The sequence below is a fragment of the Arcicella sp. LKC2W genome, assembly GCF_034931005.1.
Taxonomy (GTDB): domain Bacteria; phylum Bacteroidota; class Bacteroidia; order Cytophagales; family Spirosomataceae; genus Arcicella.
Map to the genome: position 1 here is coordinate 181,998 of NZ_JAYGIN010000005.1, position 23,707 is coordinate 205,704.

A 23,707-nucleotide genomic window follows, 5' to 3' on the forward strand; every position below is an offset into this window, starting at 1 on the left:
TGTGGATTTTCATAACAAAAACCAAAATAATGCCGTGTTAATAGAAATGATACGATTAATAGAAATATCGACACGTTTATATTGTTTCGCTATACGAATTCGGTTGAATCTTTATACGAAAGTCAATATTCACGGTACGAATGAACAGGAGGGCTAAAAGAAGGCAATAAAAAAAGGTTCTGAAAATGCAATTAAGCATCAATCAGAACCTTTTTTGTGTAATAAATCTTTAATAAGTGATCCCGCTGGGATTCGAACCCAGGACCCATACATTAAAAGTGTATTGCTCTACCAACTGAGCTACGGAATCTTCAAACGTTGCACGAGTGCTTAGTTTGTATATATAAATTGTGTCCTCTGACACGAAGGGAGTGTTACTATTTGTAACCCTCGTGATCCCGCTGGGATTCGAACCCAGGACCCATACATTAAAAGTGTATTGCTCTACCAACTGAGCTACGGAATCATTGCTTTTCTCGAAATAACTGACTTAAACATCTTTTGTTTTTGTCATTTTGTTTTCCTTAATTGCGGTGCAAAACTACGAATTTATAAAACACCATGCAAGCTAACTATCTAAAAAAAATCATATTTTTTTTAACTTTTTTTCTTACCTCTCTGCAACTTGCTAAAAGTCAGAGTGATGCTACAACGTTACGGGATGCAGATTCTTTATATAAATCTGCAAATTTCTTTGAGGCGGAGCCAATTTTTGAGCAAAATCAAAAAAAACTAAAAAATCCGTCGAGCCACTTTTTTTTAAAATTAGCATCCATAAAAGAAAAAAAAGGTGATTTTTTGAAAACACTTTACTATTTAAACAAGGCTTATGAGCAACAACCTTCACAAAAAGTATTACTAAAATTGAATGAAATTGGTAGTTCGCACGAGTTGCAGGGCTACGAATTGAACGATTTTAACTTTCTAATTCTATTTTACAAGCAGTATTCTGGGTTCTTAGTTGCCTTGCTTATGGTTTTAGGCATCTATATTTTTATTATATTATTCATAAAAAAATACAAAAGGCAGTTTATTCCCATGAATCAAAAAATCTTTTTACTGATATATTTATTGGGAATTGGACTGCTTTTAAACTTACCTGATAAATACCATCAAGGTATCATTAATCACGACGGCGTTTATTTGCGTGCTGAGCCTTCTGGAGGTGCGGCAATTGCAGAAAGTATCGACAAGGGACATCGACTTAATGTGATTGGTGGAAATGATATTTGGAAAAGGGTAATTTGGAATGATAAATTTTTATACATCAAAGAGAGTGATATTTGGCTCGTTGAATAAATTTGGAGGGCAATATCCCAATCAAAAATTGCCTGAGTGATATGAAGATAATTTTACAATTAAGGAGTGCTGTACTATTAGGTTTTTGTTTTTTTTCATTAACTGCTTGTATGCAGCATTTTAAATTTAGCGACGAAGCGGTTTCTCAATATTATCAAAATAAAGATTATTTACCTTCTTTTGCTTTTTCTGACACATTAAACCATAAAATACACTACGCCTTTTCTAAGGACTCATCAAAACCGTTGTTGATGCTTATTCATGGAGCTCCAGGGGCGTGGTTTGGCTATAAAGAATTTTTTAAGGACAGTTTATTGCTAAATAAGTACCAAATAATTGCTCCTGACCGAGCGGGTTATAATAAATCTCACGTCGGAGAGACTTCTATTGCTATACAAGCTCATTTGCTTAGACCGCTAATATCTCGTTCTGAAAGACGAGTTGTGGTCTTAGGACGCTCCTATGGTGCTCCAATTGCTGCAAAATTGGCAATGGACAATCCTGATTTAGTTGATGAGCTTATTTTGATAGCACCTGCGTGTGACCCACAAAAAGAAAAGTTTTGGTGGTTTTCTAAACCTGTTAATTCAAAATTGGCTCGTTTTTTTTTACCAACTTATGCAAATCGTGCCAGTGATGAAAAATTTACGCATCGTAAGGAGTTAGAAAAAATAGTGCAGGATTGGGGAAAAATAAAATGCCCCGTAACTATTTTACAGGGCGGAAAGGATTGGATTATTGAACCGTCAAATGGTGCTTTTGTGGATTCTGTACTGAAGGCACCAAGAAGATTTATTTTTTTACCAGAAAATGGTCATTTGATAACATCTGAAAGATATGAGTTGATTCGGGATATTTTATTGGAATTAAATTAATTTGTAATAGAGGTTTTACCCTACTCATTTACTCAAATTTGACGCATCAATAAAGTCCTTGAAGGATTTTCTGTAAGTATCACTAATTGGAATGAAGACTGAACCAATCTGTACTTTCTCCTTCTCGATGGCTTCAATGGCTTCAAAAGCGACGATAAATGAGTTGTGAATCCGAATAAATTTATTTTCGGGTAATTCCTCCTCTAAGGTTTTGAGTCGTTGTAAGGTAACAACCTTCTGGGTACGAGTATGTATGGTTACATAATCTTTCAAACCTTCTACATACAAAATATCATTTAGTTTAATTTTAACCAATTTAGTACCATCTTTTACAAATATGAATGGTTGAACACTATCAGAAGGATTAACTACTTTTTCTTGAATTATGGTATTTGAGCTGGCATTACTCAGCCGTGCATGAGCTTTTTCGACTGCTTTCAAAAAGCGTTCAAAGGTGATTGGTTTTAGTAAATAATCCATCACATCGTGTTCGTAGCCTTCCAAGGCGTATTCAGAATAAGCCGTAGTAAGAATGACTAAGGGTTTTTTCTGAAGAATCTTCAAAAGAGTAATTCCCGTAATTTCGGGCATTTGAACATCCAAGAATAATAAATCTACGGGGTTTTCTCTCAAAAAATCAATCGCATCTAAAGGATTTGAACAAGCTTGGAGCAAATTCAAATAGGGTACTTTTTCGATATATGCCGTCATCAGATTTCGAGCTAATGGTTCATCTTCGACGACTAAACAATTAATTTTCATATCAGATTTAAGTTTAAAGTAACGGAGTAACTTTTGGGGTTGTCTTCCACTTTGAGTGTATAATTTTCGGGATAACTCAAATCTAATCTACGTTGTAAATTTTGCAATCCAATTCCTGATTTCTCTTCGTTATTGGTATTCTTTGGTATTTTAGAATTTTCCACTTGATAGATACAATTATTACCTTCAAATGTAATTGAAATATTAACCCACGCTTCTTTGGCATTATTACTTACGCCGTGCTTGAAAGCATTTTCAAGGAAAGCGATAAATATTAAAGGAACAATGCTATGGCTGTTAGTATTTCCATGCACCTCAAACTGAATCGGAATTTGATTATTTAACCTCAATTTTTCCAAACTTATGTAGTTCTCCATGTACTCAATCTCCTTAGACACAGGCACTTTTGCATGATTTGAATCATAAATCATGTAACGCATCATTTGCGATAATTTAGCAATGACTTCAGTGGTGTTTGGAGAATTTGTAAATGCCAAATAGTATAAATTATTAAGCGTATTAAAGAGAAAATGTGGATTAATTTGTGCTTTTAGAAAGCGTAGTTCTGCCGTTAATTTCTCATTTTCTACTTCTTTTCGCTTGGCTTCTAACTCAAACCAATCTTCCGCAAATTTTAGCATTCCGACAAAAATTACGATAAATAAAGAACTTAGATATGACTGAACGACAAATTTTGTACTGTAAAGAAATCCGTGACGACCGTCGTCATAACAGAGATAAATATATCTTTTAATATAAATCAACGCCAAAATCAGAACGACAAAGGGAATGATGTATTCAAGAAAATACCGACGCATATCCTGATGTTTTAGGAAGCGAGGTAAGAAATAAAAATAGTTTAGATAACTCGCAAGAACCATTATCAAAACTTGAGCCGTAGCATCGGCAAAAGCTCTTAGATAGTCAGGTTCTTCACCATGACGAGAAAAGGTAATTTGATAGAAAAAGAATGAAGAATATACACACCAAAAAGCGAGGTGTAATAATAAAACACGGTATCGTTGAATGAATGATTGCATAAGGTTATTGAAATTATCATTCAAATAACTACATTATTTTACAGAAAATCATACATTTTGGGTCTGACTTATCTCTTTTTGGTCTGTTTTTCTACTGATGAACCCTCTTTTTCGATGATTGGATTGATTTATTCGGCAACTCGGCAATTAGTCTTTATTTCCCAATTGGTCGAATAGTATTGCTGAACTGTATAATACAAAAATGAATGTAGTTTTTTATGATTTGCTTTGTTTCAGATTTTACAGTAGAACATAAAAAAATAAAAATATGAAAAAGCTAAGCTATATTTTCGCTTTAATATTAATGTCAAGTGCCATCGTAAATGCTCAATTTGGACCTCCTCCAGGTGGCGGTGGCGACGGAAACGGTCGTAGCCGTCAAGGTAATCAAGCAGCGACTCCAAGTTTTGAAAGCAATGCACCAAAAGGTAATTCAAAAATTACTGGTTATGTAGTTGACTCCGCTTTGACAGGTGCGGTTGAATTTGCCAATGTTTCACTGATAAACAAAACAACTAATAAACCCATCGATGGAACAATAGCAGATGAAAAAGGTAAATTTTCATTGACTAAAATTGCAGCGGGCGAATACAAATTATTGATTACGTTTATCGGTTATGACAATAAAGTTTTCGATAATCTCAAAATTGAAAAAGGAAAAGATGTAGAATTGGGTGTCATCAAATTGAGTCCAAGTTCAAAAATGCTTGAAGGCGTAACGGTATCGGGAGAAAAGTCAATGATTGAGGAAAAAGTTGACCGCTTGGTTTACAATGCTGAAAAAGATTTATCATCTCGTGGTGGAGATGCTGCCGACGTTTTAAAGAAAGTACCCATGTTGTCAGTTGATTTGGACGGTAACGTATCTTTGAGAGGAACAACCAACATTAAGGTTTTGATTAACAATAAACCTTCCACAATTGTGGCAAGTAGTATTGCAGATGCACTTAAAATGATTCCTGCTGATTTAATTCAGAAAGTTGAAGTTATCACTTCGCCATCGGCAAAATATGATGCTGAAGGAGCTGCGGGAATTATCAATATTATCACAAAGAAATCAACAATTGAAGGTTTTTCTTTAAATATTGACTCTGGTCTTGGGTTAAGAGGCTCAAATTTAGGACTGAATGGAAGTTATCGTTCAGGTAAATTAGGGGTAACATTAGGAGGTTTTGGACGTGCTTTTTACAATAAAGCTCTCACCACGTTAGACCAATCTACCATTCAGAATAACAATACAGTTTTGACAAAGCAATCGGCTGATGCTCAGGATAATGGTTTATTTGGACGCTATAATTTAGGCTTTGATTATGAAATTTCTAAAAAGCAATCTTTAGCGGCTTCAATCAATTTTGGAACACGTAATTTCAATCGTGGACAAGATTATACGACTAATTTGTTTGTAAATGAAAGTTTAAGTTCTACTTCTTTCCGCAATGTGGATAGTAAGGATAATTCAAATTCGATTGATGTGAATTTAGACTACATTCGTACTTTCAAACCTCAACAGGAATGGTCTATTTCAACCATGTACAGTCAGAATAATTTGACAAATAACTTCGATGCAGATTTATTGAACAACGCAAAGGATTTAGTTAGTCGTCAAAGAAATTTGAATGGAAATGTAAATCAAGAATTTACTTTACAAACTGACTATGTAACCCCAATTAAAACCAACCAAATGTTTGAAGTAGGTCTAAAAAGTATTTTCCGTAAAGTTGATAGTGATTATCAATATCTTTTTGCAGGAAGTACGGGAGATTTTGCCTCTGATGCGAAAAACCCATCAGGTTTGTTAAAATATACGCAAAATATTTCTTCGGGTTATGTTTCTTATACCTATTCAACAAAGAACAAATATACTTTCAAAGTAGGTACACGTTACGAATACACAACGATTGAAGCGAATGACCAAAAAAGTAGCATCGCTATTCCATCTTATGGAAATTTAGTGCCGAGCATTAATATTTCAAAAACGTTAAGTGGTAATACTACATTGAAATTGGCTTATAACAACCGTATTTCTCGTCCAGGTTTACAACAGTTAAATCCCAACTTTAACGCAGCCAATCCTCAAAACATCACGATTGGAAATCCAAGTTTAAAGCCAGAAATTACGAATAACGTCGAGTTAAGTTTAAGCACAAATATCAATAAAACGTATTTGAATCTATCTCTTTTCGGAAGACAAACGAACAATTCAATTCTTCGTATCAGTGCATTGTCCGATACTTTGGCAGGAGCTATTGTTACAACTTTTCAGAACGTAGGTAAGCAACAAACTTTAGGCACAAACCTTTTCGGTAATGTTTTCTTAACCTCAAAATGGAGTTTAAATGGAGGTATAGACTTGATGTACAATTACTTAGACGGTCAAGTATTGGATGCTACTGGAAAATTAGCGACCATCAACAACTCAGGTTGGACAGTAGGTGGACGATTGATGACTCAGGTACAACTACCAAACGGCTGGGGAATTCAAGGATTTGGTGGATATAGAGGCAATCAAGTACAATTACAAGGTGTTCAAGGTGGGGCAGGTATGTACTCATTGGGATTGAAGAAAGATTTACCCAACAAAAAAGGAAGTATTGGTTTAGCAGCGGATAATTTCTTTGGTGGTATGAAAATGACTTCTACTTTAAATTCAGCACAATTTAATCAGGTAAGTGTAAATAATATTTACAATCAAAACATTAAATTGACGTTGAATCTCAAAATTGGTAACATGAAATTCGTTGAACAAAAGAAAACGAAAGGTGTTAAAAATGATGACGTAAAAGGCGGAGGAGAAACAAATAATTAAGAGTCACACTCACCGAAAGGCTATTTAAAAAGAGATTGTCAATTAAACTGTGTCAGGTAAGATTAAGCAGAAATGTTAATTTTACCTGACACAGTTTTTTTATACAAACACAATCAGAATTTATTTTTTTTGCAATATCAAAGTTAGTATTCTTGGAATTGTTGTTTTGTCGTTGTTGTCAAAATATTCGTTGATATCGATTAATTGAAAATGATGTTTTTTTGCCGAATTTATAAAGTCTGAAATGTTGTGGTTAAAGCACGTAACTATTTGAAGTCCATTTGGTGTGTCAAATCTTGCTTTTGAACCATTGTATTGCTTAAATGGGTGCAATTCACCAATATAGACGATACCGTTTAAATTTAACACTTGGCTAAGTTTTTGAAATATGTTGTCAAGGTTTTCGATATGCTCTAAAACAAGGCTAAAAGTCACCAAATCAAATTTAATTTCATCGGTAAAAAGCCAATCTTTAGTCATGTCGGCTTGTGTAAACGTTACATTTTTTGCGTTATTTTTCGTGATTGCTTTTGATAACATTTCTTCCGACAAATCAACTGCTAAAACATGATTAGCTATTGACACTAACCATGATGTGTTTTTACCTGTCCCGCAACCCATTTCTAAGCAATTGTTGAAACGCAGTTCTTTTAAGTTTTGTCTGAGGGCGAACCCTTCTAAATCCCTCGTGCTATTTTCATTTGTGTCATATTGTTCCGACCAAATGTTGTATGCCTCTTTTACATTCATTTTGTGAGTCTAAATTTTAGTGATAAATATTATTCCTCAATTTTTCGTTTTCATGAGTTGGTCGTAAATCGTTTTTACCTGTAAATCTCCAAACCCATAAATACCTTCTTTTTCTGAGAATATTGAAAATAATGGATAGAAATCTGTTGTAGTTTGCTCAATAATATCTCGAATAACTTTTTCTGGTCTGCCAAGTGAATTATCAGTAGGAAATCTGTCGATATGTGCCTGACAAACTTCTTCTAAATATTGAAAATTGCTTGATTTTATGCTTGATAATTGGTTCAATCGAGCAAAGGCATCATTCTGATAGGCTTCCCATAGTTGGTTGCCCAAATCAATATCATTTTGAGTTAAAAATATTCTCTGAGCATAAGCCTGTTCGAGATTTGAAGAGTCTGCATTGGAAAACCCTTTCCATATCTGGTCTTGGTTTTCGAAGATTGGAAATATTCTACATATTTTTAAGTCTGACCGATTAGCGAGTAGTGAAAGACAAAACCACATATTAACCTGACAAAATAAATCATGCTCGAACCATAGGCAAACCTCCGATTGTTCTGGAATGCTATTGATTCTTTCCAATTCTCTCACCGATTTTCTGTAATATTCATCTGGCGAAGCATGATATGTTTTTGAAATATGGTTTGCCCTAATTTCCCAAAAATCATTTAGATTCGACGCTTTTACATTTCCATCCATTAAACATTCTCGACAAATAATAAATTCGCCTTCAATAGTTGTATTTTTTAATTGCTCGAACAAACAATCTCCATTTAAAATATGAAATCTTTTCATTGATGTTTCTATGATTTTTGAACCAATTTAATAGAAAGTGATGCACAATCAAATTTTTATACTCTACTTTTCTATATTCATAATTCAACATTAATTATTATTATTTGAATTGTTTTTTTATCAAGTAAAAAGTTTGTCTCTTTGCATTTTAGTTAAAACTATCCTTTTAACGACTATTAAAATAATTTAAGATGAAAGAAAACAAACCTAATTACCTAATTCCATTTATACTTGTTACGTGTTTATTTTTTTTATGGGGAATAGCCAATAATCTTAATGGAGTGCTTATTCCACATCTCAGAAAAGCCCTGCAATTGAGCAATATGCAATCCACCTTTGTGGATACTGCGGTGTACATGGCTTATTTTATGGCAGCCATTCCTGCTGGTATGATTATTAAAAATTATGGGTACAAAAAAGGAATAATCACTGGATTGTTAGTCTTTAGTGTTGGGGCGTTTCTTTTTGTTCCTGCTGCCAATACCAGAACTTATGAAGTCTTTTTGTTGGGATTATTTATTATTGGTTGTGGACTCACTATTTTGGAAACTGCGGCAAACCCCTATGCAACCAAATTAGGCGATGCCAAAGATGCAACCACTCGTTTGAATTTGGCACAGTCTTTTAACGGCTTAGCCGCTTTTATTGCCCCTATGGTTGGCACAATCTTTATTCTTTCGGGAAAAGAATTTAGTTCTGAGCAATTATCTCTCATGCCCGAAGCTGAAAAAATTGCTTACTTAACTACCGAAGCCGCTTCTGTAAAAATGCCATATATTATTTTGGGGAGTGCCTTATTAATTTTGGCTATCGTTTTTTTAGTATTAAAATTTCCAGAATTTAAAGAAGAAAGTGAAAATAAAGCAAAAGGAGGAATTGCTGAAGCATTAAAATATAAACATCTTGTTTGGGCAGTAGTGGCTCAGTTTTTTTACGTTGGGGCTCAAGTTTGTGTCACGAGTTTTTTCATCAGAATGGCGATTTCTGGCGGAGGTGTAGATGAAAAGACGGCAGGTTATTATCTTGGAATATACGGACTGTTATTTATGTCTGGTCGTTTTATTGGAACAATCATCATGCGTTATATTCAGCCCGCCCGATTATTAACCATTTATGCAAGTTTGTGTATTTTGTTGTGTTTTGTTGCTATTTATGCCGATGGAAAGAACGTTGTGTTGGCTTTGGGCGGTTTAGGGTTCTTTATGTCAATCATGTTTCCTACAATTTTCTCATTAGGCATCAAAGATTTGAATGAAAATACAAAACCTGCTTCATCATTAATTGTGATGTCTATAATTGGGGGAGCAATTTTTCCTGTAATTATGGGTAAAGTTATCGACTCCTTCAATGATAATATTCAGATTGGCTATTGTGTGCCATTAGCGTGTTTCTTTGTAGTGTTTTACTTTGGATTAAGAGGCTATAAACCAGTGAATTAGTTGTCAAAAAGTTATATAAAAAGGCCATCAAAACTACTTTGATGGCCTTTTTTGTTTAATGCTAAAACGATACATTTCGTTTTAATGCAGTTTGGTATCTTTAAATTGCCAAAGAACATTGATAATTTTCCAACTACCATTGAGTTTCACAATGTGCATATAGTCAATCCATTCGTCTGCAATTAACTTTACCGAAGCAGTACGTTCTGAAACATCCAGTAGAAAAACCTCTTTTTTGGGTGAGGCGGGAAACTTGTCACCATTCTTATTATAACTTTCCGCAAGTAAAACCATCGTTTCTGTTGTTGTTTCTCTGAGATAATCTTTTCCCGTGGCTTTGTCTTTCCAAAAAGTTCGTTTTACCATTCTTGGGTGTAATGCACCATCCATTTGCTTCGGATTGGGCTTTTGTTGAGACTCGATATAGTCAAGAGCCGCTTGTTTGATTTCTAAACTATCTTGTTTGGTTTGTCCAAAAATCAGTTGACTACATAGCATTAATACTAAACATAAAAGCGTGTTTTTCTTCATTTTTATTAGGTTTTTGGTCGTGAAATATTTGTTGTTTATGAACTTGCAGTATTTTAAAAGGCTCACTAATCGGTTTTTTGTTATTATAGGTACCTACTGTTGTAAAATTATGGAATTAAAATAATGTTTTCATACCCACCACATATTATTCAACCATTTAAACCAAAAAAAGCATTTGAGAAAATAATCCCAAATGCTTTTTGTAATAGCCCAAACTTTGGTTTGGGTCTTCATTATTATCGACAGATTAAAGTCTGGGTTACGAAATATACTTTAAGAACTCCGCCTTCGTTGCATCGTCTTGAAATTTACCACCGTAATAACTTGTAATGGTCGAGGAAGTATCATCTTTTACGCCACGAGAAGCCACACAAAGGTGTTTGGCATCAATCATAATGGCGATGTCTTCCGTTCCTAAAATCTTCTGCAATTCTTTTGCAATTTGCATCGTCAAACGTTCTTGAACTTGAGGGCGTTTGGCAAAGTGTTGTACAATTCTGTTTAATTTAGAAAGTCCAATTACTTGTCCGTTGGCGATATAAGCCAAGTGTGCTTTTCCGAAAATGGGTACGAAATGATGTTCGCAGTTTGAATAGAAAGAAATATTTTTCTCTACCAACATTTCATTGTACTGATATTTGTTGTCAAAAAGAGCAACTGATGGCATATTTTTCGGGTCAAGACCGCTAAAAATCTCTTTTACGTACATTTTGGCAACTCTTTTTGGCGTTCCTTTTAAAGAATCATCCCTAAGGTCTAAGCCTAATGTTTCCATAATTTGGCGAAAATGATATTCAATTTGAGCCATTTTTTCATCATCGCTCATTTCAAACGCATCTTCACGCATAGGAGTATCCACCGAAGTCATAATATGCTCATCGCCAATTTCTTCGTCAGTAAACATTATTTTATTGTTGTTATCCACCAACAGGGTATTCAACAAAGTTTCGTTCGGTTTCATATAATCTAATTTTAAGGTCAAAGTTTTTGTTGATTTTGTGTTTCAGTTTATCATAAATGACAATAGCAATGTTTTCGGCGGAGGGATTCAAATCTTTAAATTCTTCAGTATCAAGGTTTAGATTTTTATGGTCAAATTTATCTAAAACCTCAGACTTTATTAATTCACTCAAAATTTTCATATCCATCACATAACCTGTTTCTGGGTCAATTTCGCCTGTTACTTGTACAATTAGGTCATAATTATGCCCATGAAAGTTATAATTATTACATTTTCCATAGACACGCTCATTCTTCTCATCCGACCAATTCGGATTATTCAGACGGTGTGCAGCATTAAAATGCTCTTTTCTAAACACCGCCACTTTTTTTTGCATCATGCTTTTTTATGTTTTTTTGAAATTGGTGTCCTTCAAGGGTTAGCTAATTCGATAAAGGACTGAGACAATTTTCGGGGATTTAGTCTCCAAGTTTAAAAGCCGTCTGAAAGGTTGTCAGCAACACTATTAAACTAAATCTGCGTTTGTTTTCAATTAGTACAACACTACGTTTCTGAAATTGTTTGATTTTGTTTAATATTTTTTTGAAATAATTAAACAAAATTCTGAAATATTCGAGTACAATGAAAAAACACCTTTGAAACGGGAGTAGTTCAAAAAAGTCTTGTAACTTAACGAAAAAATAAAATAACTTCATTAATATCTCAAAAACTATGAAACGTAGAGCATTTCTGCAACAAACTGCCTTAGCGGGTTCGTTCGCCATTGTGTTACCTAATGTCATTTTTGGAAAAGAGAAAGAGGAAAAAAAAGTACGACTTGGCTTTATTGGCGTTGGTCTGAGAGGACGAAACCATGTGGAGCAAGCACTTTTTAGACCCGATGTCGAAATCAATGCTATTTGCGACATTAACCAAACTGAAATTGACAAAACTTTAGCCCTCATTAAATCAAAAGGTCGTAAAGAACCTGTTGTTTATAAAAATGGCGAACACGATTTTGAGAATATGGTTAAACGTGATGATTTAGATGGAATTGTTATTGCAACCCCTTGGGAATGGCACGTGCCAATGGCAGTTGTAGCCATGAAAGCAGGAAAATACACGGCTGTGGAGGTTTCGGCGACGGTAACTTTACAAGAATCTTGGGATTTGGTAAATACTTTTGAGAAGACAGGTTCACATTGTATGATTCTCGAAAATGTGTGTTATCGTCGGGATGTGATGGCGGTTTTGAACATGGTTCGGCAGAATATGTTTGGAGATTTATTGCACACACAGTGCGGTTATCAGCATGATTTGCGTGAAGTAAAATTTAATGATGGAAAACAATATTATGGCGGAGGTGTAGAATTTGGGGAAAAAGCTATTTCAGAAGCTCGTTGGAGAACGCAACATTCAGTAGATAGAAACGGAGATTTATATCCAACGCATGGATTAGGGCCAGTAGCTGAAATGTTAAATATCAATCGTGGAAACCAATTTTTGTATCTGACCTCAATGGCGACCAAAGCAATGGGGTTGCACGAATATATTGTTAAGAAAGGAGGGGAGAATCATCCAAATGCTCAGGTGAAATTCAAATTGGGCGATATTGTAACAACCAATATTAAATGTGCCAATGGCGAAACTATTACCATTACGCACGACACCAATGTACCAAGACCTTATTCGTTAGGTTTCAGAGTACAAGGAACAAATGGACTTTGGATGAATGACGGCAATCATATTTATTTAGAAGGAATTAGTAAAAAGCCTCATACTTGGGATGATTTCAAGGAATATCAAGAGAAATATGACCACCCACTCTGGAAAATGCACGCTCAAAGTGCTGAAAATGCAGGTCATGGCGGAATCGACTTTTTTGTGATTAGAGCATTTATCGAATCTATAAAAAGAAACATTGCTCCGCCAATGGATGTTTATGATGCAGCCGCTTGGTCGGCAATTAGTCCATTGTCGGAGGAGTCAATCGCCAAAGGTTCAGCTCCAATCAAAATTCCAGATTTTACTCGTGGAAAATGGAAAACTAACAAGCCCATTTTTGCTTTGACTGATGAGTATTAACGTAACACAGACTTCAGTCTGTACGTGTCGTATTTTAACATACAGACAAAAGTCTGTTGCTTTGACTGATGAGTATTAATGTAACGCAGACTTCAGTCTGTCCGTGTTGTATTTTTACATACAGACAAAAGTGTGTGTTGCTTTGACTGATGAGTATTAATGTAACGCAGACTTCAGTCTGTCCGTGTTGTATTTTTACATACAGACTAAAGTCTGCGTTACTTTTACTTACAAATTGTTTTTACTAATTTTACAGTAATTTATTGCCGAAATTTGAATGGAAAATACCGTTAGTGTATCAACTCCAGGCAGAATTTGCCTATTTGGAGAACATCAAGATTATTTAGGTTTACCCGTTATTGCGGCAGCTATTTCACGAAGAGTAAATATCAAAGGGCAACGGTACAACAAACCCAAAGCAATTATTCATTTACCAGATATTAGAAGAACTTTAAGTTTTGATATTTTCTCAGAAATGCCCTATACAAACAAAAGGGATTATTTTAAGTCAGCTTTAAATATCTTACAAAGAAATGGTTATACCTTTAAGGATGGTGTTGAATGTACCGTTCGGGGAAATATCCCAATAAATTCGGGAACGTCAAGTTCATCAGCATTATTAGTGAATTGGATTCACTTTTTGACTAAAACTGCCGATAATCCTAACATTCTGTCAAATGAAACCATTGCCGAAATAGCTTATCAGGCGGAGGTTGCCGAATTTAAAGAAGCAGGAGGAATGATGGATCATTATTCAACGGCAGTTGGAAATGTTATTTATTTAGAATCAACTCCAAAAATTGAAGTCGAGACTTTAAAACCCAAATTAGGAACATTTGTCTTAGGAGATTCGCAAGAACCCAAAGACACGGTTGGCATTCTGAAAAGAGTAAAATATGGTGTAATTGAAGCGATTGATAAAATAAAAAAAGTTAATCCTGATTTCTCCTTATTTACCGCAAATGTGGAGGAATTATCTATTTATTCAAATTTGCTTCATATTGATGAAGTTGCTTTGATTGAAGCAAATATTGCGAATCGAGATATTTTGAAACAAGCCTTGACATTATTAAAATCACCTTCTTTTAAAGATGAAGATTTGGGGAATTTGTTGAATGTCCATCAAGATAATTTACGAGATAAGCTAAAGATTTCTACGCCCAAAATTGACAAAATGATTCAAGCGGGTTTAGAGGCTGGAGCTTTAGGAGGAAAAATAAATGGCTCAGGTGGTGGAGGTTGTATGTTTGTATATGCCCCTAAAAATGCGTTTGAAGTTGCAAAAGCTATTGAAAGTCAAGGGGGAAAGGCATACATCATTCGGGTTGATGAGGGAACAAAAGAAGATTGAAAATAAAAAATAGAACAAAAAATAAATGGCAAAATTATTAATCATGGCGGGCGGAATGTCGTCACGAATGAAAAAAGTTGAAGGTTCTGAAACACTTGATTCAGCCTTAGTTCAGCAGGCAAATACACTTCCCAAAGGAATGATTGGTGTTGGAAAAGATGGAAGACCTTTTATGGATTACCTTATTTACAACGCACACTTGGCAGGTTATGACGAAGTTTTAATTTTGAAAAACCCGAAAGATACCGTTACCAAGCCTTATTATGATAAATTAGTTGAGGATGGAAAAGCATGGGGAATGAAGTTTAGATATGCAACCCAACAAATTGCAGCCGACCGTGAAAAACCCGCAGGAACAGCCGATGCGATTCAACAAGCATTAGACCAAACAACTGAATGGAAAGGTGGAAGATTTACAGTTTGTAATTCGGATAATTTATATTCTGTTCAAGTTTTAACACTCTTGAAAGAAAACCCAATTCAAAATGCGGTTGTTTCTTATGAGAGTATTGCATTGGGTGTTGAGCCTGAGCGTGTAAAAGCATTTGCCGTTATCAAAGCTGATGAAGAAGGTTATTTGGTAGAGATTATTGAAAAGCCAAATGATGAACAAATAGAATCTGCTCGTGATTTAAAGGGGAAAATTGGCGTAAATATGAATGTTTTCCACTTCAATTATGATGATATTTTGGAATATGTAACTAAAGAACCTTTCAATCCTATCAGAAATGAGCGTGAATTGCCAACTGCGGTAATGAAAATGGCAAGTGAAAATCCTAAGAAAGTTATTACTGTTGCCGTGGAGGAAAACGTACCTGATTTGACTTCTAAAGGTGATATTTCTATTGTACAAAAATATTTAGTGGATACTTTTGGTGATTTTTAATTAAGTCTCTAAAAATATTTCCAACCAATCTACCTCGACAAACGTTATAAGTTTGTCGGGGTATTTTTTTACCTTTGTATATCATAGAGTAAATGTTCTCTATTCTGACCATGTGGTAGATTTTACACATGAACAGTAACCAATTTTATAAGAATAATGTCAAACAACAATTCACAAATCATCAATCTCATTGAAAACGGTAACCGTTATGCCAATTCATTAACGGAATATTCTCGTCGTAAAACCATTACTGTCAATATTGGCGATGTACCGATGGGTTCAGATTTTCCGATAAGAGTACAATCAATGACTACCATCGACACAATGGATACCATTGGTTCGGTAGAACAAACGATTAGAATGGTAGAATCTGGTTGTGAGTATGTACGCATTACTGCACCATCTGTAAAAGAAGCCCAAAATTTAGATAATATTCGGAAGGAATTGCGGGTAAGAGGTTATAGCGTTCCATTGGTTGCTGATATTCATTTTACACCCAATGCCGCAGAATTAGCAGCTCGTTTGGTTGAAAAAGTTAGAATTAATCCAGGTAATTATGCCGATAAAAAACGTTTTGAAACGATTGATTATACCGAATCTTCTTATCAAGCAGAATTAGAACGGATTAGAGATAAGTTTTTGCCTTTAGTAAATATTTGTAAAGAATATGGTACTGCCATGCGTATCGGTACAAATCATGGTTCATTAAGTGACAGAATCTTAAGCCGTTATGGAGATACGCCATTGGGTATGGTTGAATCGGCTTTGGAGTTTTTGAGAATTTGTGAAGACGAAAATTATCACAACATCGTACTTTCGATGAAGGCTTCAAATACCCAAGTAATGGTGGAGGCTTATCGTTTATTGTGTAGAAAACTTAATGAAGAAGGACTGAAACCTTATCCTTTACATTTAGGTGTTACAGAAGCAGGAGAAGGTGAAGACGGAAGAATTAAATCTGCCGTTGGCATTGGAACATTATTGGAAGATGGTTTAGGAGATACCGTAAGAGTAAGCCTAACCGAAGACCCTGAACTGGAAGCCCCTGTTGCCAAAGCATTGATTGATAGATATTCCAACAGAAAAGAAAAGTCAAAATTTATTGCTGATTATAGCTCACAACTGAAATTTGATTCTCCGATAAACCCTTTTCAGTATTTCAGAAGAACAACGCACGAAGTTGCTAATTTTGGGGGGCATAACGTGCCAAGAGTTATTGCTGATTATTCGCAAATTGAGGTTTCGGAACATGATGACTTAAAAACGATTGGACATTATTATTTGCCTTTGCCCGATAAATGGACGATGAACGATTTGGGAGCTGATTACATTTATACGGCTCAAAATCCTGCAAAATTCATGTTACCAATGGGTTTGAAAGAGATTTTAGATTTCAGCGTTTGGCAAGAACAAGCAGATAAAATCAATAAATTTCCATTGTTTACTTTGGAGACGTTTATCAATTCTTCAGTTAAACATGAAAGTCTTAATTTTCTTCAATTGACCTTAGCAGAATTAGATGAAAAATTATTTTCTCTGTTAAAATCTGAAACTAAAACTGTGTTGTGCATTTATACTGATAATGCACACGCAATGCCTGAGTTACGCAGGTTTTTCTTTGAATTAATTGGGAATCAAATTACTATTCCTGTCGTAATTTTAAGACAATATAAAAATTTGCCAGAGAGTGATTTTCAATTGTTTTCTGCTACCGATTGTGGAGGTTTGCTAATTGATGGTTTTGGTGACGGTATTTTATTGAAAATGCCAGAATTATCAACAAAATTAGAACTTTTAACACTCTCAAAAAGTTACAATTCCACAGCCTTCGGTATTTTGCAAGCGGCTCGAACCCGTATGAGTAAGACTGAATATATTTCGTGTCCATCTTGTGGAAGAACATTATTTGACTTGCAAGAAACAACTGCCATGATTCGTAAAAAAACGGAACACTTAAAAGGGGTGAAAATTGGAATTATGGGTTGTATTGTAAATGGACCTGGTGAAATGGCAGATGCAGATTATGGTTATGTGGGGGTTGGAAAGGATAAAATTGCCTTGTATCGTGGACAAACTGTTGTCAAAAAATCGGTTCATTCTGATAATGCCGTAAACGAGTTGATTGAAATAATCAAGGAAGATGGCGTTTGGTTTGAAGCAAATAATGAATAACGATTCTCCAGAATCGTACTAACGAAAAACGTCTCAAATCTGGAGATTTGAGAAACGATAGATATGTCCAGACTAAAAGACCAGTTCAAATTAGGAGAAGCTTTCGGGTATTTCTTTAGAATCTTTGGGAAACAAGACCCTTCAAAGCCAACAAATTTCAACATTAAAACGATGCACGTCATCAATAAAATATCAATTTTAATGTTTTTAATGTGCGTTTGTGTAATGATTTATAGAGCATTTTTTAGATAAGATGTGTACTTGGAAAGTCCCGTTTCCGTATGATAAAAACAAATACAAGTGAACATAGAAGAATTTAGAGAATTTTGTATTGCTAAGAAAGGTGTTACAGAAGAACTACCTTTTGGTCCAGATACTTTGGTTTATAAAGTAGCTGGAAAAATCTTTGCCTTAACCAGTTTAGATTCAGAGATTTTTAAAGTTAGTTTGAAATGTGAACCCAATTTTGCCATTGAGCTAAGAGAACAATTTGACTATATTGTGGGTGGTTATCATTTGAACAAAAAGCATTGGAATACAGTAAATGGTGAAATTGCTCCAACCAAACAATTGATGGAATTAACCAATCATTCTTATGAAATTGTTGTGGAGGGATTACCCAAGAAAATGAAATTGGAATTAGAAAGTTTATAAATTATGGAATGGTTACTATTACTTTTTTTCTTGCCTTTTGTGCTGACAATTATGTTTTTTAATTGGTTAGAGGAAAAGTTTTTTTCATTCCGTGACCGTGAGAAATTAGGGGAAGGAGAGATTTTGGTAGAAGAGAAGAAATATTTTGAAGCTCAACTCTTCTTTTCGGAAAAACTCAAATATTTCCCTAAATCGGCAAAAGCTTATTTTTTAAGAGGAAAATGTCAATTTCATCTTGAGAATTATTATTCTGCGTTATTTGACTTTGAACAATCCATTTCATTCGATAATACCGTTGGTGAGTCCTATGTTTGGAAAGGAAAAACATTATACAAATTAGAAGAATATGATAAGGCATTTTTAGAATTTGATAAAGCTGATTGGTATTTCCGTTCCGAAAACCCAGTAGCATTACGTTGGCGGGGTATGGCTCGGTATTGTATTGGTCAAGTCGAGAATGCCATTCATGATTTTAGTCGAGCTGTTGAGTTGGGAGATGAAGATTCAGCATATATTCTAAGAACCAAATTTGAATACCTAAAGAAAAGATAAAAGCTTATTGATTTAAAATTTCTTCGGTAAAAAGAACGTCGTTGAAGTTCACAACCTCAACGACGTTTATTTCAACTTTAACCTTTAAGTCATAATTCTAAATTTCATCATGAATTCGCCAAGATTGACTTCTGTATCTAAATTCAGTTTTTTTCTTAAACGATAACGTTTCAATTCTACACTTCGATTGGTTATATTGAACAATTGTGCTATTTCTTTAGTTGATAAATTCATGCGTAAGTAAGCCGCTAATTTTAAATCACTTGGTGTAAGACTTGGATATTTCTCTAAAAGTTTCTCCAAAAACTCCTGATGTACTTCATTGAAGTTTGCTTCAAAAATCTGCCAATCCTGTTCTGTTGAAATATTGCTTTCTACCAAATGCAGAATTTTTTTGTAAATGCTATGTTCCCGTAGTGAACGATTACCTATTTCATGCGGCAGACTATCCGTTTCTTTTTTTATTTCAACCAGAAGCTCATTCTTTTTAATTAATACCATTGTTGAGTTGGCTAATTCTTCTGATTTTCTAATTATATCTTTCTCAAGTTGCTCATTTCTTATCTGCATAATTGTTTTTTCACTTTGCTCAATCTGCCTTTTTAATTTTTTGTCGTGTCTTCTTTTCAGATTTTCTTGTTCCAATAAAACCTTACGATTATGAATCCAATACGATAAACCAGCAAAGAATACTACGATTAAAAAGTAACAGAATTTACTCCAACCATTCCAATACCAAGGTTGTTTGATTTCAAAAGAAAAGGTAGTCTCTGTTTCATCGAGAGATGATTTGAGGTGAAAGATGTATTTTCCAGAAGATAAATTATTAAATTCTTTTTGAGAAGTATTCAGCCATGGCGACCAACTTTTTGTAGAATTTTCTAACCAATAACTATATTGGATTTGGCGTGAATACTGCGGTGTGGCAAAACTGAGAATAATACTATTTTGGTAAGATTCGAGTTGAAATTCTTCATGGTAATCGTTTGCGTTAATGGTTTTGCTTTTTTCGGGATAATCCAAAACAGAAATACTGCGGATGATGGTTTTAATAGAAATTTGCTTGCGGAGTATTGAATTTTGAGCTTGTGGAATGATGGCAAAACCATTTTCTGTGCAAAGCAAAACATTTTGTGAGTCAATTGCTCTCATGTTTTCATAATCATCTACCCACAAATCTCTTTTAAACGAAATTTCACTAACGCTATTTTTTTCATTGATAAAAAGAAGAGTGCCGTTTTTTTCAATTGAAAATATACGATTATTTTTTATAGGAAATATTTTCTTGATGCTCTGATTTTGAATAGTGTTCAAAGCATTGGATATTCTGAATTTCCCTATTTTTGAATCATACTCCAATAAATTGTTTTCGCCAGTCAGTATAATTTTATCATTGATTTTGATAAGATTTTTATAATTTTCTACAAGTGATGCTTGATTAAATTCAGTGAGTGCTTTAAAATTCTTGGTGTCTTTTGTTAATGTTAATTTATAAATTGAATTGGAAGTTTTGTTCACCCAAATATTGCCTTCAGCATCTTCTTCTAATTGTCTTACTGGGGCAGAAAACCCATTTACGATATGGTCAAATTCCCATTTGCCTATTTTATTTTTACGATATATACATAAATGCGTATAAGTTCCTTCGATGAGTAAATCTGGATTTTTATGTAATTTTTTAATCACCCAACCACCCGTAACCGATGATATTAAAGTTGCAGAATGATGTTCAATATTGAAAGTCCCGCTGTTGTGACCACAAAGAAGTTGATTGTCAATTACCTCTAATGTCCAAACTTGACCTTGCGTTTTTGGAATAATTTGAAATTTTGCATTCGGCGTTAAGTCATTCACAAAAACACCATGATTTGTACCAACATATAAACGATTCTGAAATAGAGCGATATCATAGACCGTTCCTAAACGTCCATCATAATCGGTAAAATATTTTAAATTTGAATTGAGTAAAATCAGGTCGATTCCTTTATCCATTCCTACCCAAAGATTTCCTTCAATATCTTTTGCTAAGGATAAAACGGTATTGTTTTGAAGTCCATTCTTTTGATTAAAGTGCTGAATAATTTTTCCTTCAGCATTAGTGATGATTATTCCATTTAAGATTGTTCCAAAAACGTAAGTATCCTCATTAAGTTGAAGCCCATTATTAAGTTGCTCTTGTAAGATTATCTGATTCGTTTCCTTATTAAAAGCTTTGAATTGATTATTTTCAAAAACAAACAAGCCCTTACTTGTACCAATCAGCAAACCATTTTCGTGGATAGGAAGAATAGTGTGTACCGATTCTTTGCCTAAAAAATCACTTCCTGCGATTTTTTCAAAATTATCTCCTTTAATTTCATACAGACCTTTTTCTAAAACCTCAATAAATAATCGTCCTCTTACGTCATAAACAAACAGAATATTTCCTGGGGCTTTTAGTTTTTTAATTTTATCATTTTGGTAAATAAAAATAAAGGCAAAGGATTGAAATACCACACCTTTTGTGGTAGGCACTATATTCCAGATTTCTTCATTTATAAAATAGGGGTCATTAATTTTTTGTTTCAGAGAGTGATACGTTAATTCTCCTGACTTATTTCTTTTCCAAACGCCAAACTCTCCCAATGACCCAGTAAAAATATCGCCCGATTTATCAATTGCCACAGATCGTATTTTTTGATTTTGAGCATATTGGTATAGTTTCCACGAACTACCATCATATTCTAATAAGCCTTTTGAGTTGGCCGCATAAATGAACTTTGAATTGGGACTTTGTATTAAGTCCCAATTTTGATAATAGCCATTATAGTCTTGCTTCGTGTAATGTACAATATCCGAATTACATAAATCTTGAATACTTTGAGACACAGATTTATGAGGTACTATGTAGGTTATGACAAGAAATAAGAATATTGATGGTATTTGCCTTTTAATTTCCATAAGAAACAATTTATTCATTAAAAATTATGGGTGACGTAGTGAAAATCTTTGATTTTAGCCTAAAAACGTCGGTTTGATGTAGTATTGATGTAGTCAAAAATTAGGAATGCCCTTTCAAATTACGCTAAATTTGTCCTATAAATTGTAATTTTTAATTAAAAAATATAATTCATAGTTGAAAGTTGAATTGGTATTTATCTTCTCTTCATTAAAAACTGTTTATCCATAAGCTTATCATGAAAAAATTAATTGTATCAATACTGCTGTTTATAGCAAGTTTTTCTACAAAAGTTCAATCACAAAATGAAAAACAACTGGTAACAACCAACGAACCAAGAGAATATCTTGAAACTGTACAAAAAGCTACCTTTGGCTATTTTTGGGAATTTGCTCATCCAATTTCTGGAATGGCCGCCGAAAGGACTGCCACTCCCAATATTGTAACTTCGGGTGGAACTGGCTTTGGTGTGATGGGAATTGTAGTGGCTTCTGAAAGACAATGGATAAAGAGAGATGATGCTATAAAACATTTAATTAAAATGACTTCATTTCTGAAAAAGGCTGACCGATTTCACGGAGCGTGGTCGCATTGGTTAGATGGTAGAACTGGAAAAGTAGTTCCTTTTGGACAATATGACAATGGTGGTGATTTAGTTGAAACTGCCTATTTAATGAACGGGCTTTTAGTTGCCAGAAAATATTTTGATAAGGACAATGCCCAAGAGCAGTTCTTGCGAAAACAAATTACAGAATTATGGGAAAGCGTTGAATGGGATTGGTATGTGTCTCGTGGTGACAATTTTTTGTATTGGCACTGGTCACCAAATTATGACTGGAAAATGAATATGCCAATTCGTGGATATAATGAATGTTTAATTACGTATGTTTTGGCTTTGTCTTCACCAACTCATGCTATTAAACCGTCGGTATATCAAAATACTTGGAAGAAAAGTGATTTTTATAAAAACGGAAATGATTATTTAGGGTATCACCTTCCACTTGGTTTTGAAAAGGGTGGACCTTTATTTTTTGCACATTATTCATATTTAAGTCTTGATTCGAGATTAATGGAAGATGAAGATGCTAATTATTGGAAGCAAAATTTGGCACATACTTTAATTAACTATGAGCATTGTGTAAAGGACGGTAAAAAAGAATTTGATTATTCTGCCGAAAATTGGGGACTTACCGCCAGTGATGATTATAATTTTTATGATGCCCATTCACCTACTAACGATAACGGAACAATTAGTCCAACGGCAGCTTTATCCTCATTTCCTTATACACCTTTTGCGGCGTTTCAAGCGATGCGGTATTTGTATCTAAAAAAAGGAAATCAATTATTTGATAAGTATGGTTTTTATGATGCTTACAATAATCAAAAAAATTGGTACTCAAATCAATATTTAGCGATTGACCAAGGACCAATTGTGGTAATGATGGAAAATTATCGTTCTGGTTTAATTTGGAAATTGGGGGAATCTATGTCAGAGTTACAAAAAGGACTTTCCTTGATGGGAATTAAAAAACCAGATTACCCAACAGGTTTTTACATGTATTTACCAAAACAAATTTATGAAGGTGTTGAGTTGATGGTACATCCAGATATTTCTACTTATATGCTTGATTATGCCGTGAAAGGAAATGAACCCATTGAGATTTCTTTAATAAACGACAAGCAGGAAAAGATAATTATTATGGCATCAAAATCATTAAAGGCAGGTATTCATAAAGTTGGATTTAAAGTTAGAAGTGGTATCTATAAGGCATTAATCCAACAGGGGAGCTTGACGGCGGAGGCTAAACTGAACTTAAAATAATCAATTT

General features: G+C 34.2%; 20 protein-coding genes and 2 tRNA genes. 12 read left to right on the forward strand and 10 right to left on the reverse strand.

Annotation, left to right across the window (positions count from 1 at the left end; genetic code table 11):
- Positions 1 to 237: 237 nt before the first annotated feature.
- Both VB796_RS05970 and VB796_RS05975 read right to left on the reverse strand, forming a co-directional pair.
- A tRNA-Lys gene (locus VB796_RS05970) sits at positions 238 to 310 on the reverse strand.
- 83 nt (positions 311 to 393) lie between these two features.
- A tRNA-Lys gene (locus VB796_RS05975) sits at positions 394 to 466 on the reverse strand.
- A gap of 95 nt (positions 467 to 561) precedes the next feature.
- Between VB796_RS05975 and VB796_RS05980 the strand changes: the two genes are divergently transcribed.
- Positions 562 to 1,299, forward strand: a complete 738-nt coding sequence (locus tag VB796_RS05980) for an SH3 domain-containing protein (protein WP_323345604.1) — start codon at positions 562 to 564, stop codon at positions 1,297 to 1,299.
- Between the two features lie 41 nt (positions 1,300 to 1,340).
- Complete coding sequence (locus VB796_RS05985; RefSeq protein ID WP_323345605.1) at positions 1,341 to 2,174, forward strand: alpha/beta hydrolase; 834 nt, start codon at positions 1,341 to 1,343, stop codon at positions 2,172 to 2,174.
- A 24-nt stretch (positions 2,175 to 2,198) separates the two neighbouring features.
- Here VB796_RS05985 and VB796_RS05990 read toward each other — a convergent pair whose 3' ends face one another.
- Together VB796_RS05990 and VB796_RS05995 are read right to left on the reverse strand one after the other, a co-directional pair.
- The gene (locus tag VB796_RS05990; protein ID WP_323345606.1) at positions 2,199 to 2,936 is read right to left on the reverse strand and encodes a LytTR family DNA-binding domain-containing protein; all 738 of its coding nucleotides are present in this window, start codon (positions 2,934 to 2,936) and stop codon (positions 2,199 to 2,201) included.
- On the reverse strand, positions 2,933 to 3,976 hold the full coding sequence (locus tag VB796_RS05995; protein WP_323345607.1) for a sensor histidine kinase: 1,044 nt from the start codon (positions 3,974 to 3,976) through the stop codon (positions 2,933 to 2,935). Before VB796_RS05995 ends, VB796_RS05990 begins: the two co-directional genes overlap by 4 nt.
- A gap of 268 nt (positions 3,977 to 4,244) precedes the next feature.
- Here VB796_RS05995 and VB796_RS06000 point away from each other — a divergent pair, with 268 nt between their 5' ends.
- On the forward strand, positions 4,245 to 6,782 hold the full coding sequence (locus VB796_RS06000) for a TonB-dependent receptor domain-containing protein (RefSeq protein ID WP_323345608.1): 2,538 nt from the start codon (positions 4,245 to 4,247) through the stop codon (positions 6,780 to 6,782).
- A gap of 120 nt (positions 6,783 to 6,902) precedes the next feature.
- Here the strand turns inward: VB796_RS06000 and VB796_RS06005 are convergent, their stop codons facing one another.
- Positions 6,903 to 7,532 carry a class I SAM-dependent methyltransferase gene (locus VB796_RS06005; RefSeq protein WP_323345609.1) on the reverse strand — a complete coding sequence of 210 codons (630 nt, stop codon included), beginning with the start codon at positions 7,530 to 7,532 and terminating at the stop codon, positions 6,903 to 6,905.
- A 36-nt stretch (positions 7,533 to 7,568) separates the two neighbouring features.
- Positions 7,569 to 8,330, reverse strand: coding sequence for a DUF1835 domain-containing protein (locus VB796_RS06010; RefSeq protein WP_323345610.1), 762 nt, complete (start codon positions 8,328 to 8,330; stop codon positions 7,569 to 7,571).
- A 191-nt stretch (positions 8,331 to 8,521) separates the two neighbouring features.
- Between VB796_RS06010 and fucP the strand changes: the two genes are divergently transcribed.
- Positions 8,522 to 9,769: an L-fucose:H+ symporter permease gene (gene fucP, locus VB796_RS06015; protein ID WP_323345611.1), complete on the forward strand. Its 1,248-nt coding sequence runs from the start codon at positions 8,522 to 8,524 to the stop codon at positions 9,767 to 9,769.
- 81 nt (positions 9,770 to 9,850) lie between these two features.
- Here the strand turns inward: fucP and VB796_RS06020 are convergent, their stop codons facing one another.
- The 3 genes from VB796_RS06020 to VB796_RS06030 all read right to left on the reverse strand — a co-directional run bounded on the left by VB796_RS06020 (position 9,851) and on the right by VB796_RS06030 (position 11,637).
- On the reverse strand, positions 9,851 to 10,300 hold the full coding sequence (locus VB796_RS06020) for a nuclear transport factor 2 family protein (protein ID WP_323345612.1): 450 nt from the start codon (positions 10,298 to 10,300) through the stop codon (positions 9,851 to 9,853).
- A gap of 259 nt (positions 10,301 to 10,559) precedes the next feature.
- The gene (folE, locus tag VB796_RS06025) at positions 10,560 to 11,261 is read right to left on the reverse strand and encodes a GTP cyclohydrolase I FolE (protein ID WP_323345613.1); all 702 of its coding nucleotides are present in this window, start codon (positions 11,259 to 11,261) and stop codon (positions 10,560 to 10,562) included.
- Complete coding sequence (locus VB796_RS06030) at positions 11,218 to 11,637, reverse strand: 6-pyruvoyl trahydropterin synthase family protein (protein WP_416233515.1); 420 nt, start codon at positions 11,635 to 11,637, stop codon at positions 11,218 to 11,220. Before VB796_RS06030 ends, folE begins: the two co-directional genes overlap by 44 nt.
- Before the next feature lie 335 nt (positions 11,638 to 11,972).
- Between VB796_RS06030 and VB796_RS06035 the strand changes: the two genes are divergently transcribed.
- The 7 genes from VB796_RS06035 to VB796_RS06065 all read left to right on the forward strand — a co-directional run bounded on the left by VB796_RS06035 (position 11,973) and on the right by VB796_RS06065 (position 18,940).
- A complete protein-coding gene (locus VB796_RS06035; protein ID WP_323345615.1) occupies positions 11,973 to 13,325 on the forward strand; it encodes a Gfo/Idh/MocA family protein in 1,353 nt (450 codons plus the stop codon).
- A gap of 277 nt (positions 13,326 to 13,602) precedes the next feature.
- Complete coding sequence (locus VB796_RS06040) at positions 13,603 to 14,676, forward strand: mevalonate kinase (RefSeq protein WP_323345616.1); 1,074 nt, start codon at positions 13,603 to 13,605, stop codon at positions 14,674 to 14,676.
- 25 nt (positions 14,677 to 14,701) lie between these two features.
- Entirely contained in the window at positions 14,702 to 15,562 is an 861-nt protein-coding gene (locus tag VB796_RS06045) for a sugar phosphate nucleotidyltransferase (RefSeq protein WP_323345617.1), read from the forward strand.
- Positions 15,563 to 15,718: 156 nt separating this feature from the next.
- The gene (gene ispG, locus VB796_RS06050) at positions 15,719 to 17,734 is read left to right on the forward strand and encodes a (E)-4-hydroxy-3-methylbut-2-enyl-diphosphate synthase (protein ID WP_323345618.1); all 2,016 of its coding nucleotides are present in this window, start codon (positions 15,719 to 15,721) and stop codon (positions 17,732 to 17,734) included.
- Positions 17,735 to 17,797: 63 nt separating this feature from the next.
- Entirely contained in the window at positions 17,798 to 17,986 is a 189-nt protein-coding gene (locus VB796_RS06055) for a DUF6728 family protein (RefSeq protein WP_323345619.1), read from the forward strand.
- A 48-nt stretch (positions 17,987 to 18,034) separates the two neighbouring features.
- Positions 18,035 to 18,388: an MmcQ/YjbR family DNA-binding protein gene (locus tag VB796_RS06060; protein WP_323345620.1), complete on the forward strand. Its 354-nt coding sequence runs from the start codon at positions 18,035 to 18,037 to the stop codon at positions 18,386 to 18,388.
- A gap of 3 nt (positions 18,389 to 18,391) precedes the next feature.
- Positions 18,392 to 18,940 (forward strand): tetratricopeptide repeat protein, encoded by a 549-nt coding sequence (locus VB796_RS06065; RefSeq protein ID WP_323345621.1) that lies wholly within the window; start codon positions 18,392 to 18,394, stop codon positions 18,938 to 18,940.
- Between the two features lie 84 nt (positions 18,941 to 19,024).
- Here VB796_RS06065 and VB796_RS06070 read toward each other — a convergent pair whose 3' ends face one another.
- A complete protein-coding gene (locus VB796_RS06070; RefSeq protein WP_323345622.1) occupies positions 19,025 to 21,808 on the reverse strand; it encodes a two-component regulator propeller domain-containing protein in 2,784 nt (927 codons plus the stop codon).
- 308 nt (positions 21,809 to 22,116) lie between these two features.
- On the opposite strand from VB796_RS06070, the gene VB796_RS06075 reads away from it, so the two are divergent.
- The gene (locus VB796_RS06075) at positions 22,117 to 23,700 is read left to right on the forward strand and encodes a glucoamylase family protein (protein WP_323345623.1); all 1,584 of its coding nucleotides are present in this window, start codon (positions 22,117 to 22,119) and stop codon (positions 23,698 to 23,700) included.
- Positions 23,701 to 23,707: the final 7 nt, after the last annotated feature.

Excerpts from the sequence above, each read along its gene's own strand:
- VB796_RS05980 (WP_323345604.1), top strand. The coding sequence starts at position 562 with ATGCAAGCTAACTATCTAAAAAAAATCATATTTTTTTTAACTTTTTTT.
- VB796_RS05985 (WP_323345605.1), top strand. The coding sequence starts at position 1,341 with ATGAAGATAATTTTACAATTAAGGAGTGCTGTACTATTAGGTTTTTGT.
- VB796_RS05990 (WP_323345606.1), bottom strand. The coding sequence starts at position 2,936 with ATGAAAATTAATTGTTTAGTCGTCGAAGATGAACCATTAGCTCGAAAT.
- VB796_RS05995 (WP_323345607.1), bottom strand. The coding sequence starts at position 3,976 with ATGCAATCATTCATTCAACGATACCGTGTTTTATTATTACACCTCGCT.
- VB796_RS06000 (WP_323345608.1), top strand. The coding sequence starts at position 4,245 with ATGAAAAAGCTAAGCTATATTTTCGCTTTAATATTAATGTCAAGTGCC.
- VB796_RS06005 (WP_323345609.1), bottom strand. The coding sequence starts at position 7,532 with ATGAATGTAAAAGAGGCATACAACATTTGGTCGGAACAATATGACACA.
- VB796_RS06010 (WP_323345610.1), bottom strand. The coding sequence starts at position 8,330 with ATGAAAAGATTTCATATTTTAAATGGAGATTGTTTGTTCGAGCAATTA.
- fucP (WP_323345611.1), top strand. The coding sequence starts at position 8,522 with ATGAAAGAAAACAAACCTAATTACCTAATTCCATTTATACTTGTTACG.
- VB796_RS06020 (WP_323345612.1), bottom strand. The coding sequence starts at position 10,300 with ATGAAGAAAAACACGCTTTTATGTTTAGTATTAATGCTATGTAGTCAA.
- folE (WP_323345613.1), bottom strand. The coding sequence starts at position 11,261 with ATGAAACCGAACGAAACTTTGTTGAATACCCTGTTGGTGGATAACAAC.
- VB796_RS06030 (WP_416233515.1), bottom strand. The coding sequence starts at position 11,637 with ATGCAAAAAAAAGTGGCGGTGTTTAGAAAAGAGCATTTTAATGCTGCA.
- VB796_RS06035 (WP_323345615.1), top strand. The coding sequence starts at position 11,973 with ATGAAACGTAGAGCATTTCTGCAACAAACTGCCTTAGCGGGTTCGTTC.
- VB796_RS06040 (WP_323345616.1), top strand. The coding sequence starts at position 13,603 with ATGGAAAATACCGTTAGTGTATCAACTCCAGGCAGAATTTGCCTATTT.
- VB796_RS06045 (WP_323345617.1), top strand. The coding sequence starts at position 14,702 with ATGGCAAAATTATTAATCATGGCGGGCGGAATGTCGTCACGAATGAAA.
- ispG (WP_323345618.1), top strand. The coding sequence starts at position 15,719 with ATGTCAAACAACAATTCACAAATCATCAATCTCATTGAAAACGGTAAC.
- VB796_RS06055 (WP_323345619.1), top strand. The coding sequence starts at position 17,798 with ATGTCCAGACTAAAAGACCAGTTCAAATTAGGAGAAGCTTTCGGGTAT.
- VB796_RS06065 (WP_323345621.1), top strand. The coding sequence starts at position 18,392 with ATGGAATGGTTACTATTACTTTTTTTCTTGCCTTTTGTGCTGACAATT.
- VB796_RS06075 (WP_323345623.1), top strand. The coding sequence starts at position 22,117 with ATGAAAAAATTAATTGTATCAATACTGCTGTTTATAGCAAGTTTTTCT.